The following is a 12785-nucleotide window of genomic DNA, read 5'->3' as shown; positions in this document are numbered from 1 at the left end:
GGCGCATCATCGCTGGGCCGTTCGGGGGGTCACTCGGAGTGGTCGGGCGGTCCGCGGCACGGACCATGGGAGTGTCGTCGACCGCTCGGCGACACAAGTCGTCACAGATCCGGCGGGGACGCAACGCCGTAGCCCGGCGGGAACGCCACGCCGCGGCCCGCAGAGACACCGCGCGCTGCCCGGCGAACCCACCACGCCACGAACCGGCGCGAACGCCACACCATCCCCCGACAGGGGCACCGCGCCGCGGACGGCGAACCCACCGCGCCCTGACCCGACGGGAACGCCACGCCATAGCCCGGCAAGGGCACCGCGCCACCGTCCGGCTGCCCCACCACGCCACGAACCGGCACGAACGCCACACCACAGCCCGCCAGCGACACCACACCACCGCCCGGCGAACGCACCACACCATGAACCGGCGCGAACGCCACACCATCGCCCGGACAAGGGCAGCGCGCCGCGGACGGCGAACCCACCGCGCCCTGACCCGACGGGAACGCCACGCCGTGGCCCGGCAAGGGCACCGCGCCACCGTCCGGCTGACGCATCACGCCGCGAACCGGCACGAACGCCACACCACAGCCCGCCAGCGACACCACACCACCGCCCGGCGAACGCACCACACCATGAACCGGCGCGAACGCCACACCATCGCCCGGACAAGGGCACCGCGCCGCGGACGGCGGAGACACCCCGCCGTGACCCGACGGGAACGCCACGCCGTGGCCCGGCAAGGGCACCGCGCCACCGTCCGGCTGACGCATCACGCCGCGAACCGGCACGAACGCCTCACCATCGCCCGACAGGGGCACCGCGCCGCGGACGGCGAACCCACCGCGCCGTGACCCGACGGGAACGACACACCATGGCCCGGCAAGGGCACCGCGCCACCGTCCGGCTGACGCACCACGCCGCGAACCGGCGCGAACGCCACGCCACAGCCCGCCGGAGACACCACACCACCGGCCACCAAACGCACCACGCCGCCAACCGGCGGGCGCGCCGCGGCGTTTCAAGCCGTCGGAGTCGCCCACCCCGGTGGCCGCAGAATCGCCAGTAGTTGGTGGACCAGTTCGTCCACCACTTCGTCGAGCGTGGCGTTGACCCAGCCGGCGCTCCAGTCGTGCAGCAGCCCGTTGACGCTGCCGATGAAGGCCGTCGCCGCGATGCGGTAGTCGCGGGGCGCGGCCTCTCCGTGAGCGGCGGCCGAGTCCGCCTCGGCGCAGATGAGGTCCACCCAGCGGGAGCGGCGGGCCAGGCGCTGTTCCTCCAGGCGTGCGCTGACGCCGATGATCTCGACGAAGGTGATCCTGATCCGGCGTGGATCGCCGGTGACGTTCCCGGCATAGGCCCGGAAGATGGCGGTGACGCGCTCGGCGAGCGGGAGTCCCTGCGCCTCGGCGAACGCGGCCAGGACGGCCTCCTCGGCCCAGTCGTTGACCTGGAGGTGCAGCGCGGCCAGCACGTCCTCGAGGGTGCGGAACTCCTCGTAGAACTGGCGGGTGGACAGACCCGCGGCCTCGCTCAGTGCCGCGACCGTGGTGGCGCGGTAGCCGGGGTCGCCGCCGAAGAGTTCGAGCGCGGCGTCCAGGAACCGCCTGCGCCGCTCGGCCTGCCGTTCCGCGGCGGTCTTGCCGCCGTACCGTCCGGTCGGCGCCTTGAGCCTTCCCGCCACTGAGCCTCCCTTGTCGCCCGCCGCATCAAGTTTGTCGTGTACGCAGTCTTGTGGAGAAGGGCACCTCTTCCTTACTTTCCAGTAAGTAAGAGTCCGAACGCGCCTGTTTTCAGATTCGGTCTCCATTTCTTTGGCATGCCCTCATCACACCCCGTCCGCAGAGGAGAGAGCACTCATGCCTGCCTTCAGATCCAGGCACTTCTGCTCCGTAGCCGCCGCCCTCGTCCTGACCGTCGCCGCACCCGCGACCGCCGCCACCGCGGACTCGTCCGCAGCGCTGCGCGAGGTGCTGTTCGTGGGGAACAACTGGGACGGCACCGCCACCGTCCTGAAGTCGTCAGGCGACTTCGCCAAGGTCGGGGAGATCAACGTCGTTCCCGACAAGGCGCAGCGCATCGCTGAGATCAACGCCGACCCCATCAAGTGGATCTACTACACGGCCATCCGCAACCAGGTCGGTCAGGGCCACGACCAGTACGTCGACGACATGTACTCCACCCCCGACGGCACCTCGGTGGTCGTCTCCCGGCCCAGCTTCGCCGACGTCGTCTCCATCGACCTGGCCACCGACAAGATCAACTGGCGTTTCCCGGTGGCCGGTTACCGTGCCGACCACATGGCCGTCTCCCCCGACGGCACCAAGGTCGCGGTCTCCGCGTCCACCGCCGACAAGGTGCAGGTGCTGGACATCAACACCGGCAAGGAACTGGGCGAGTTCGGCACCGGTGACAAGCCGCACGAGAACGTCTTCACCAACGGCGGCAAGTACATCTGGAACATGTCGATCGGCGAGGTCACCACCTCCCTCGACGACCCGTCGGCGGACTGGACCAAGGGCGACCGCCACATCACCGTCGTCGACGCCACCACGTACAAGACGGTCAAGACCATCGACATGCGCGACCGGCTGGACGCGATCGGCCTGAAGGACTTCTCCGACGCGGTACGGCCCGCCGCCTTCACCCCCGACTGGTCGAAGATGTACTTCCAGGTGTCGTTCTTCAACGGCTTCCTGGAGTACGACATCGCCGCCGACAAGATCACCCGGGTGAAGACGCTGCCGGCGAACCCGGCGACCAATCCCGACCGCACCACCTGGCTGCTGGACTCGCGCCACCACGGCATCTCGATGAGCCCCGACGGCAGCAAGCTGTGTGTCGCCGGGACGATGGACAACTACGCCACCGTCGTCGACCGGGCCACCCTCCAGGAGGGCCCGCTGGTCACGGCGTCCACCCCGTACTGGGCCACGGTCAGCGGCGACGGCAAGGACTGCATCATCTCCGAGAGCGGCGCTGACCAGGTCACGGCGATCGACTTCGCGACCGGTCAGAAGGTCACGTCCGTCCCGGTCGGGGACCATCCGCAGCGAGTACGGCTCGGCCATGTGCAGGCCGGCTGGACGGGTCCGTCCGCGAGCTGATCCCCCCTCACCGACGGCGCCGGACTGTACAGTCCGGCGCCGTCCGCCTGTCGGCCCGCCGAGTCCCCCGGCTCAGAAGTGCGCCGCCGCCCAGGTCGCCAGTTCGGCCTTGGCCGCGCTGAGGAGGCTCGCCGATGGTGCCGTTGCCCCGTTGGTCACCAGCGCGTAGTGCAGGACGCCGGAGTCCGAGTCGGTGAGCAGGATGCGCCGGCTGCCCGTGCCGCCCGGTTCGGGAGCCGCCGCGACCGGTGTCGAGGTCGTGTACGCCGGCGGACCGTAGACCGTGCCGAGGTCGGAGACGACGGTGGTCGTCGCGGTCGGGAACGAGGCGGGCAGGTGCAGTTCGGTGGGCGCCGTGCCGCTGCCCGACTTCCACACGAGCAGCCCGTACTGGCCGGAGCCGACCAGCTGGGACACGTTCGGCAGTGAACTCGGCACCGGGTTCCAGGTCAGGGTCGTGGAACCGTCGCGTGAGCGGTCCTCGTAGGTGAAGGCGAGCGTCGTACCGGCCGTGGCACTCGGGTAGAGGCGGTCGAGGAGCCGGGCGTCCTGACGGAGGGTCACCGTGCCCGAGTCGTCGAGCCTCACGACGGAGAGGCCCTCGTCGTTCCAGGCGTCGCCCGAGGTCTGGACCTTGTCGGGGTTGTCGTTCATCAGCTCGTGGTGGCGGCCGTTGTAGATGTCCCACTGCCACTGGTTGCCGGAGAGGACCGGTCCCGAGGAGGCCGGGTTGGACCACCAACTGGAGCCCGGTTGCCGGGAGTCGAGGGCCTGGTACATCGCCTTGTCGACCGAGGGTGCCTTGCCTGACACGTTCCCGGACAGCGGATGGCCGAACTCGCTGACCACGGCGGCCGTCCCCGCGGCAGACGCCCGGTCGCGGATCGTCCCGAAGTCCGTCGCGTACTGCCCGTCGGACGCGTTGCCCCACATCAGGATCCCTGAGATGGCCTTCTGGTCGTAGAAGTGGGTGTTGAAGACATAGCGCGGGCCGAGCGTGCCGGCGTCCAGCAGTCCGCCCTCCTGCTTCTGGGAGTCGATGTTGGCGTTCCAGAAGAGGTTCGGTTCGACGAAGGCGGGTTTGGCCTGCCAGCCGGCCGCGTCCATCCGGGCCCGGAACTTCTGGTAGAAGGGCCACAGCAGGTTCTGTTCCCAGGTACGGCTGGTCTGGCCCGAGTCGTAGCTGCCGGCGAAGGGCTCGTTGTACGGGTCGAAGCCGACGACGCCCGCGAACTCCGCGTCGCTCAGGTGCTGCCCGACGTACGCCATGGTCTTCTGCGCGGTGGCGAGGAAGGCGTCCTGCAGGCCGTGGTTGTTGTGCCAGAAGTCGTACTGGGCCTTGGTCACGGCCTGGTTCTGGGTGATGTTCTGGCCCCAGAAGAGGCAGATCCCGCACGACTCCTGCGGGTAACCGCCCAGCGCCACGGCCCACTTGGGTGCGCCGTCGCCCGTGTACCAGCTGCCCGAGTTGAAGAGGTAGCGGGAGTAGAGGTCCTGGTGGAAGTCGGGGTACACGCGGACACCGGCGTCGAGGAAGGCCTGCATCTGCGCGGTGACGGCGGCCAGGTAAGCGGTGTCGACCGTGCCACGGGTGGGTTCGGTGTGCGCCCAGGACAGCAGGAAGCGGACCGAGTTGCCGCCGCCGAGGGCGCGCAGCGCGGTCGCGGACTTCTTCGCGTCGGCGACCGAGGCGAAGGGCAGACCGCTGTTCTCCTCCAGCTTCGTCTCGCCGGAGACGTTGTAGCCGCGCAGCACGACCTCGCGGCCGTCGCCGTCGACGAATCTGCCGTTCTGCACCGTCAGGGGCGATTCGTCGAACCAGAGGGAGTCGGGAAGGGTCGCGGCGGTGGCGGAGGGTGCGCCCGCCACCGTCAGAGATCCGAAGAGGACAACCAGCACAAGGAGCAGACGTGTCCGGATATTCGGCATGTCCACTACAGTCCGGCGATTTCCGGACACCGTCAATACTTCTGACTCTTGAGTAAGTTTCAGGATTTTCGAGGATCGTTCGTTCTCAGCCACCTCAACCCGTCACACGGCGCGTCGCGTTCAACAGGTACTCCTTGCGATTGAGGGGGTTGTGGTCGGTGCGCGGACGTTCGGGAACTGTTCCGTAAGTGATCGGTGCGTAGTGGTCGAAGGCGCTCTCCCACTCGCCCTCGCCCCGCGTGAGTCCGGGCAGCCGCTGCTCCAGTTCGTGCACCCGGCCGGCCGGGACGGCCCCCTCCAGGACACAGGCGGCGCCCTGCGTCCGGGTCGTCTGCGGCACGGCACGCAGGGCGGCCAGCACCGGCAGCAGGGCGCCGAGGGTGTCGGCCGGGGCTTCGAGTCGGAAGCGGTGCATCGGCTCGTGGACCCGGGTGCCCGCCCGGCGCAGGGCCTCGATCAGGACCAGCGGGGTCAGACCGCGGAAGTCGTAGCCGGTGCTGGACATGCTCTTGTCGAAGCCCTGGTGGGCGTGGCTCTGCCGGGGCGAGTAACCGGAGTGGGTCATGGTGACCCTGCAGTCGGTGACCTGCCAGCCGTGCAGGCCCTGCCCGAGGGTTTCGCGGACGGTGTCCTCGACGGCCTTGAAGAACGCGTACGGCATGGCGCCGAGCTCCACCTCCAGGCCGAACTGCACGCCCGAGCCGACCGGTGCGGGGTCGACGCGCAGGCCCACGGTGGCCAAAAACGGGTTCGGGTCCTTCTTGTTGAACTCGACCGCCGCTCCCGGCCCGCACGGCCGCTCGACGCAGATGACGGTGGTCTCCCGGAAGGTGACGTCGAGCCCGAACTCCTCGGCGAGCGTGGCCTGGACGACCTCCTTCTGGACCTCGCCGTAGAGGGACACGGAGGTCTCCTGGCGCACCTCGTCGTGGCGCAGGTCGATCAGCGGGTCCTGTTCGGCGAGTTGGGTGAGCGCGAGGTGCAGCTTGCGGGTGTCCACGCCCGGGCCCGGGACGACCACCGTCTCCAGTGTGGGCGGGGCGAAGAAGTGCTCGTAGGCCTTGCGGGGTTCGCCGAGCGCGTCACCGATCCTGATGTCGGTCGGGCCCCACAGCCTGGCGATCCGTCCGGCGGGGACGGCGTCCGCCCGGACGTCGGTGCCGTGGTCGAAGACGCTGATCGCGGTGATCCTTCCCTCCGTGCGGGCCTCGCCGAAGGGAACCCGGTCGCGGGTGCGCAGGGTGCCGGAGAACATGCGGACGTACGCCACCTTCTCCCCCGCCGGACCCCGCTCGACCTTGAACACGGTGCCCGAGACCGGTCCGTCGGGGTCACCGTCTGCCGGGGGCAGGAGCTCTTTGATGCCGGCGACCAGGGCGTTCACGCCTGCGCCAGTGATGGCTGAGCCGAAGTGGACGGGGTGGACGAGGGCCTTGCGGGTCTGAGCGGTGAGGGCTGCGCGGAGTGTGCCATGCGACATATCACCGCCCTCCATCCAGGCGGCGAGGAGCTCGTCGTCATGGTCCGCCAGGACATCGAGCGCCGCCTCAGGGAGTCCCGGCACGAAGTGGGCAGCGGGCGTGCCGAGCCCGCCGACCGTCCCCATCGGCACGACCGCCGGGGTGAGCCGCTCGGAGATCTCCCGCAGTACGCCGTCGTATCGGGCCCCGCGGCGATCGATCTTGTTGACGAACAGGAGCGTCGGGATGCGCAGCCGCTGCAGCGTCCGCATCAGGACGCGCGTCTGCGCCTGGACGCCCTCGACGGCCGAGACGACGAGAACCGCGCCGTCGAGCACTCCGAGCACCCGCTCCACCTCGGCGATGAAGTCCGGGTGGCCGGGGGTGTCGATGAGGTTGACCGTCACGTCGTCGATCGCGAACGAGACGACGGCGGACTTGATGGTGATGCCGCGCTGCCGCTCCAGCGCGAGGGTGTCGGTGCGGGTGTTCCCGTCGTCGACACGGCCGGGCTCGTCGATCACTCCGACCGAGTGCAGCAGCCGCTCGGTCAGGCTCGTCTTACCTGCGTCGACGTGCGCGAGGATGCCAAGGTTGAGCAAGTGCACGAAGCGTCATGTCCTTCGAAGAGTGGGTCATTCCTTCCTGGGCGGACATGAACGGTGCTCGCATTGCTTCTCCTTGACGGTGCTGTGACCAGACACATGAAGTGCAGCAGTACCGGTGTCACTGCCGCAACGGATTAACGCTCAACCCATGGGCATGACCCACGCCTGCGGAGCGACTGCTGCACCGGGGATGCTGATGGCCGCGCGCGATCTGCTGCGCGAGCACCCACACCCCGCCTCGGACGAGATCCGGCACGCCCTCGAGGGCAGCCTCTGCCGCCGCACCGGCTATGGCGGCACAGCCGGGCGGACCGGCCGCGGCGACGTGGCGATGCGGAGCGCTCGGCGCCCAGATGCGCCGTCTGCACCGCCTGGTCTGGGGAAATCCGCGCACGGCGCGACCCGGCTATGCACCTGTGGCCGCCGGGATGGCGGTGGCGCTGCCGAGCGTGGACGCTTTCGTCGAGGGGCACAGACCGGCGGCGGTGGTGCGCGGGGCCGGCCCGGTGCCCGTGGAAGGAGCGGATCGTGCGTGAGATTCTCCCGACGCTGAGCGAGTGGTACGCGGCCCGGGTCCCGTTCGGCCTTGCGACCGTGGTCGCCGTGAGCCGCAGCGCACCGCGTGATCCCGGTGCGGCCATGGCGGTGGGGCCCGGCGACGAGGTTGTGGGCAGCGTGTCCGGCGGCTGTGTGGAGGGCGCGGTGTTCGAGCTCGCCCAGGAGGTCGTCGAGACCGGCGAGGCACGCCTGGAGACCTTCGGCTACAGCGACGAGGAGGCGTTCGCGGTCGGGCTCACCTGCGGCGGTGAGATCACGCTGCTGGTGCGGCCCGTCACGCGCGAGACCGACCCGGGATTCGCCGCGGTCGCGCGGTCCGTGGCCGAGGGCCGCCCGGTGACCGTGGCGACGGTGACGGACGGGCCGGCGACGATCGGGGCCACCCTCGCCGTCTGGCCGGACGAGGTGTCCGGAACGCTGGGCACGGCCGGCCTGGACGTCGCCGTCACCGCCGACGCGCGTGGCGAACTCGCCCTGGGCGCCACCGGGGTGCGCCACTACGGCCCGCACGGCGAGCGCCGCGAGGACGCGGTCACCGTCTTCCTGCACTCCTTCGCCCCGCCGCCGCGCATGCTGATCTTCGGCGCCATCGACTACGCGGCCGCGGTCGCCCGCATCGGCAGCTTCCTCGGCTACCGGGTCACCGTGTGCGACGCCCGCCCGGTGTTCGCCACGCCCCAACGCTTCCCGGCCGCCGTCGAGGTGATCGTCGACTGGCCGCACCGCTATCTTCGGGGCACCGACACCGACGAACGCACGGTGATCTGCGTCCTCACCCACGACCCCAAGTTCGACGTGCCGCTGCTGGAGGAGGCACTGCGCCGGCCGGCCGCCTACATCGGGGCGATGGGCAGCCGCCGCACCCACGACGACCGTATGAAACGCCTGCTCGACGCCGGGCTGACCGAGAGCGAACTGTCCCGGCTGCGCTCCCCCGTCGGCCTCGACCTCGGCGCCCGTACGCCCGAGGAGGTCGCCGTGTCCGTCGCCGCCGAGATCGTCGCGCTGCGCTGGGGAGGCAGCGGCGCCCCGCTGACGGCCACCGGAGGGGCCATCCATCCGCCGAGGTAACGCCCCCCAGGTGGGCCCGACCACCGTGACGCGCAAGGGCACCGCCGTCTTCGAGGAACAGGACGAGACGGCGCACCGCATGGCGCTGATCGCCAGGGGCCGGCGGAGCCGCCTGAGGAGACCGAGCCCTTCGACCTGTTCCGTATGGCGGGCGTGCCGGTGGCCGAACGGGCGGCGGTGGCTGTCGCTGCGGCCGTCATGTTCACGCGGGTACGGCGGTGGCGGCGGGGTTGATCCCCCGTCGCCTCAGCCCGCGTTGCTCCGGTAGTCCGCCAGGATCGCCTCCAGGTGCTTCAGGGCTGCCGTGACCCGGGCCGGGTGGTCTCGGAAGAAGGGGTCGTCGGGTACCGGGAGGGATCCCGCGAGGGCCCAGCCGCGGCCCCGCGCCCAGGTGGCGTCGTCGGCGCCGACCGCCTCGCGGAAGACGTCCCGTGCCCGCGCGGGCAGGAACTTCCAGGCCGGCACCAGGTCCACGGCGGGGTCGGCCACGGCCAGCGTGCCGAAGTCGATGACCGCGCTCAGCCGACCGTTCTGCGTCAGGAGGTTGCCCGCGTCGAGGTCGCCGTGGATCCAGACCGGCGGCTTCTCCCAGGCGGGCGCCGTGAGAGCCGCCTCCCACACCTCCTTCACCGCGTCGGCATCGACGAGGCCCGCCCGCTTCAGTGCCTCGAGCTTGGGCCGCACACGGGCCTGAGCGGCCACGGAGTCACGCTGGTCGCCCAGCGGCACACCGCGGAAGGCGTTGCTCTGCTCGGGGCCGGGCCCGCCGGTGGCGTCGACGGCCTGCAGGGCGGTGATGAATTCGGCGAGGTCGAGGGCGGTGCCGACCGGGTCGACCAGGGCTTCGGTGGCCGCCGTCTCGCCGTCCAGCCACCGGTACACGGACCACGGGTAGGGGTAGCCCTCGCCGGGTTCCCCCATAGCGAGGGGCTCGGAGACGGCCAGCGGGAGGTACGGGGCGAGGCGGGGCAGCCAGCGGTGCTCACGCTCCACCTGGCCGACCCAGTGCGCGTAACGCGGCAGACGTACGGACAGCTCGTCGCCGAGCCGGAAGGTGGCGTTGTCCATGCCGGACTGCGGCACCGGGGCGACCGGCAGATGGGCCCATTGCGGGAACTGGGCAACGAGCAGACGGCGTACGAGAGTTGCGTCGATCAGCACGCCGTCCATCTCAGCGGAGCGGCGGCTGGACGTCCATCGCATTTCGGCGTGGGGGGTGCAGTCCGGTAGTCGTCGCCCGGTGGGGCATGCATGCTCCCGCGACACAGCACCTCTGCTGCTACGAACGCGCTCAGGTCACCTCTCGCCGCCCGGCAGCAGGGCGCCCGGCAGCACGAGCAGGGCGAGCACCGCGGCGGCCGCGTAGAGGCCCGCGGCTCCGAGGGCGACGGCGTGGAAACCCCGTACGAAACGTGTCTCGTCACCGGGCTGTCCTGCGACCGCACCCGCCACCGCGATGCCTATCGCACCGCCGGTCTGACGTGCGGTGTTGTTCATCGCGGAGGCCAGTCCCGACCGTTCGGCCGGGACGGCCGCGATGGCCGCGGCGACGACCGCGGGGGTCAGGAAGCCCATGCCGATGCCCCACAGCAGGAACGCGGGCAGCAGGACGAGATACGGGGAGTGCGGTGCGGCCAGGACGAGGAGGGCGAGCCCGGCCGTGGCGACGAGCAGACCGGCGGCAGCGGGAAGCCGCGACCCGATCCGGCTGGTGATGCGCCCGCCGAAGGGCGCGATGACGGCCAGCGGGGCGAACAGCGGTATCACGGCGGCGCCCGCGAGCAGCGCGGAGCGGCCCTGGACCGACTGCAGGAACAGCATCAGCACGAACAGCGTGCCGAGCGTGCCCATGTTCATGATCCCGGCCACCACGTTCGCCGCGTCGAAGGCGGGTCGCCGCAGCAGCGGAACGGGCAGCATCGCATCGTCCCCGCGGCGCAGTTCGACCACGGCCAGTGCCGGCACGGCGAGGACGGCGAGCGCCGCGGCCACGAGCACCTGCGGGGCGCCGGCGCCGGCGCGTCCGCCCTCGATGAAGGCGTACGTCGTCGCCAGGAGCAGCAGGCTGCCGAGCAGCAGTCCGGGCACGTCCAGACGCCGGGCCTGCTCCTCCCTGCTCTCCCGGACGATCGCGGCGGACCACACGAGGGCGAGCAGCACGATCGGCACGTTCAGCAGGAAGATCGCCCGCCAGCCGAGGGTCTCGGTGAGAGCGCCGCCGAGCAGCGGGCCTGCGGGCAGCGCCAGACTGCCTATGCCGGCCCAGACGCCGATGGCTCGCGCGCGTGCCGCGTCCTCGGGGAAAGCGCGGCTGATGATGGCCAGGGTGCCCGGCAGCAGCAGTGCCGCGCCCACGCCCTGGACCACCCGGGCGGCGACCAGGACGGGGACACCGGGGGCGAGTCCGCAGGCCAGCGAGCCGGCGCCGAAGACGACGAGTCCGGCGAGCACCACGCGCCGGTGTCCGTACAGGTCGCCGGCCGTGCCGCTGGTCAGCATGAGGGCGGCGAGCGCCAGCGCGTAGCCGTCCACCACCCACTGCAGGCCGCCGATGTCGGTGCCCAGGTCCGAACCGATGCGGGGCAGTGCCACGTTGACGATGGTGACGTCGAGCAGCACCAGGAAGTACCCGGTGCACATGACGAACAGGACGGTCCGCGGCGAGCCCTCGTGCCGTGCGGGGCTCACCGCGCGCCGCAGAAGCGTTGCCGGTGATCCAGTCATGGTTCCTTGGTAACAGGAGGGTCTGACAACGCCGCCGGTTGCCGGATGCACACGTACGGCCGCCGCTGTCGGGTGCCCCGCCCTGTTGTCCCGAAACCGGCGGCTACCTCGGGGGCAGGCGGTGCAGCTGTACGTCGGTGAGGACGCCGTCGGCCACGGTGGCGGTCATGTAGGTGCAGTGGGGCTGGCGGCGCCGGTCGGTCGGGGAGCCGGGGTTGAGCAGGCGCAGGCCGCCGGGGGCGATCGTGTCCCAGGGGATGTGGCTGTGCCCGAAGACCAGCACGTCGACGTCGGGGAACCGGGCGGCACAGCGCGCCTCCCGGCCCTGCGCCGGGCCCGTCTCGTGCACGACGGCGAAGCGCACTCCGCCGAGCTCGGCGTACGCCACTTCGGGCAGCCGGGCGCGCAGCTCCGGTCCGTCGTTGTTGCCGTACACGCCGACGACCCTGGGGCAGCGGGCCTCCAGCAGGTCGAGGGTGGCGGTGTCGACCCAGTCCCCGGCATGGAACACGACGTCGGCGCGCGGGAGTTCGGCCAGGAGCGGCTCCGGCAACTCCTTGGCGCGTTTGGGGAGGTGGGTGTCGGTCGTCAGCACAAGGCGCACGCGGTCAGCCTAGATACGGCGGGGGCGCCATGGCGTGAGCGGGCGTCCGGTGCGTCGCCGAGGGGTTGCGGCCGACGCCGCACCAGATGGCCCGGCCCGGTGGCGGACCGTCCCCGGGACCGGGACGCCGTTCGGGAAGTTCCACGACACCCGGGGCGAGGAGGTCCGTCCCGGTGGTCCGATCTACAGGAAAAACTGTTCAGCCTGAACTGGACAGTTTCACCTTACGGTTTTATGGTCGGGGCATGGATACACAGGCCACCGGCCCCAACGAGGGCATCGGCGAGTCCGCCGCACGTGCCGCGCGCGATCTGCGGGTGGTGGTCAGTCGGCTGCGGCGGCGCATCAGGGAGGTCGCGGAGGACGACGAGCTCACGCCGCCCCAGGTCTCCGCGCTCACCCTGGTGGCCAAGCACGGGGCCGCCACCGCCAGTGCGCTGGCCACGGCGGAGGGTGTGCGGCCGCAGTCGATGGCGACCACGCTCGCCGCGCTGGACCGGCAGGGGCTGATCCGGCGCAGTCCCGACCCCGACGACGGCCGCCGCCAGCTCGTCACCCTGACCGACGCGGGCCGTCTGCGGGTCGAGGGTGACCGGCAGGCCCGTGAGGAATGGCTGGCCCGGGCACTGCAGGACCGCTACACCGAGGACGAACGGCGGACGGTCCTCGAAGGGCTGGCGCTGCTGGAACGGCTCACGCAGCCGTGATACGTCGGCTCTCCGGCATCGGG

At 71.1% G+C, this 12785-nt stretch carries 12 protein-coding genes; 5 read left to right on the top strand and 7 right to left on the bottom strand.

The window, feature by feature from the left end:
• Positions 1-101 precede the first annotated feature (101 nt).
• A complete protein-coding gene (locus tag ABD355_RS17775) occupies positions 102-650 on the bottom strand; it encodes a hypothetical protein (protein WP_344401368.1) in 549 nt (182 codons plus the stop codon).
• Between the two features lie 51 nt (positions 651-701).
• Between ABD355_RS17775 and ABD355_RS17770 the strand changes: the two genes are divergently transcribed.
• Complete coding sequence (locus tag ABD355_RS17770; RefSeq protein ID WP_344401367.1) at positions 702-848, top strand: hypothetical protein; 147 nt, start codon at positions 702-704, stop codon at positions 846-848.
• Between the two features lie 167 nt (positions 849-1015).
• Here the strand turns inward: ABD355_RS17770 and ABD355_RS17765 are convergent, their stop codons facing one another.
• A complete protein-coding gene (locus ABD355_RS17765; protein WP_344401366.1) occupies positions 1016-1678 on the bottom strand; it encodes a TetR/AcrR family transcriptional regulator in 663 nt (220 codons plus the stop codon).
• A gap of 175 nt (positions 1679-1853) precedes the next feature.
• Here ABD355_RS17765 and ABD355_RS17760 point away from each other — a divergent pair, with 175 nt between their 5' ends.
• On the top strand, positions 1854-3101 hold the full coding sequence (locus ABD355_RS17760; protein ID WP_344401365.1) for a YncE family protein: 1248 nt from the start codon (positions 1854-1856) through the stop codon (positions 3099-3101).
• A gap of 72 nt (positions 3102-3173) precedes the next feature.
• On the opposite strand, the gene ABD355_RS17755 is transcribed toward ABD355_RS17760, so the two are convergent.
• Together ABD355_RS17755 and ABD355_RS17750 are read right to left on the bottom strand one after the other, a co-directional pair.
• The gene (locus ABD355_RS17755; protein ID WP_344401364.1) at positions 3174-5030 is read right to left on the bottom strand and encodes a cellulase family glycosylhydrolase; all 1857 of its coding nucleotides are present in this window, start codon (positions 5028-5030) and stop codon (positions 3174-3176) included.
• A gap of 94 nt (positions 5031-5124) precedes the next feature.
• Positions 5125-7098 (bottom strand): GTP-binding protein, encoded by a 1974-nt coding sequence (locus ABD355_RS17750; protein WP_344401363.1) that lies wholly within the window; start codon positions 7096-7098, stop codon positions 5125-5127.
• Between the two features lie 148 nt (positions 7099-7246).
• Between ABD355_RS17750 and ABD355_RS44715 the strand changes: the two genes are divergently transcribed.
• The gene (locus ABD355_RS44715) at positions 7247-7651 is read left to right on the top strand and encodes a 2Fe-2S iron-sulfur cluster-binding protein (RefSeq protein ID WP_425585760.1); all 405 of its coding nucleotides are present in this window, start codon (positions 7247-7249) and stop codon (positions 7649-7651) included.
• Complete coding sequence (locus tag ABD355_RS17735; RefSeq protein WP_344401362.1) at positions 7627-8727, top strand: XdhC family protein; 1101 nt, start codon at positions 7627-7629, stop codon at positions 8725-8727. Before ABD355_RS44715 ends, ABD355_RS17735 begins: the two co-directional genes overlap by 25 nt.
• A gap of 246 nt (positions 8728-8973) precedes the next feature.
• On the opposite strand, the gene ABD355_RS17730 is transcribed toward ABD355_RS17735, so the two are convergent.
• The 3 genes from ABD355_RS17730 to ABD355_RS17720 all read right to left on the bottom strand — a co-directional run bounded on the left by ABD355_RS17730 (position 8974) and on the right by ABD355_RS17720 (position 12055).
• Complete coding sequence (locus ABD355_RS17730) at positions 8974-9897, bottom strand: aminoglycoside phosphotransferase family protein (protein ID WP_344401361.1); 924 nt, start codon at positions 9895-9897, stop codon at positions 8974-8976.
• A gap of 126 nt (positions 9898-10023) precedes the next feature.
• A complete protein-coding gene (locus ABD355_RS17725; RefSeq protein WP_344401360.1) occupies positions 10024-11451 on the bottom strand; it encodes an MFS transporter in 1428 nt (475 codons plus the stop codon).
• Positions 11452-11554: 103 nt separating this feature from the next.
• On the bottom strand, positions 11555-12055 hold the full coding sequence (locus ABD355_RS17720; RefSeq protein WP_344401359.1) for a metallophosphoesterase family protein: 501 nt from the start codon (positions 12053-12055) through the stop codon (positions 11555-11557).
• Positions 12056-12300: 245 nt separating this feature from the next.
• Between ABD355_RS17720 and ABD355_RS17715 the strand changes: the two genes are divergently transcribed.
• Positions 12301-12762, top strand: coding sequence for a MarR family winged helix-turn-helix transcriptional regulator (locus ABD355_RS17715; RefSeq protein WP_344401358.1), 462 nt, complete (start codon positions 12301-12303; stop codon positions 12760-12762).
• Positions 12763-12785 lie beyond the last annotated feature (23 nt).

The organism is Streptomyces longisporus (assembly GCF_039532765.1).
GTDB lineage: Bacteria > Actinomycetota > Actinomycetes > Streptomycetales > Streptomycetaceae > Streptomyces > Streptomyces longisporus.
The sequence above is the reverse complement of the archived record's forward strand: the minus strand, read 5'-3'. Positions and strand labels throughout refer to the sequence as shown.

Bases quoted from the DNA above. Each gene is read 5' to 3' on its own strand.
- ABD355_RS17760 (WP_344401365.1), top strand. From the start codon at position 1,854: ATGCCTGCCTTCAGATCCAGGCACTTCTGCTCCGTAGCCGCCGCCCTC.
- ABD355_RS17755 (WP_344401364.1), bottom strand. From the start codon at position 5,030: ATGCCGAATATCCGGACACGTCTGCTCCTTGTGCTGGTTGTCCTCTTC.
- ABD355_RS44715 (WP_425585760.1), top strand. From the start codon at position 7,247: ATGGGCATGACCCACGCCTGCGGAGCGACTGCTGCACCGGGGATGCTG.
- ABD355_RS17730 (WP_344401361.1), bottom strand. From the start codon at position 9,897: ATGGACGGCGTGCTGATCGACGCAACTCTCGTACGCCGTCTGCTCGTT.
- ABD355_RS17725 (WP_344401360.1), bottom strand. From the start codon at position 11,451: ATGACTGGATCACCGGCAACGCTTCTGCGGCGCGCGGTGAGCCCCGCA.
- ABD355_RS17715 (WP_344401358.1), top strand. From the start codon at position 12,301: ATGGATACACAGGCCACCGGCCCCAACGAGGGCATCGGCGAGTCCGCC.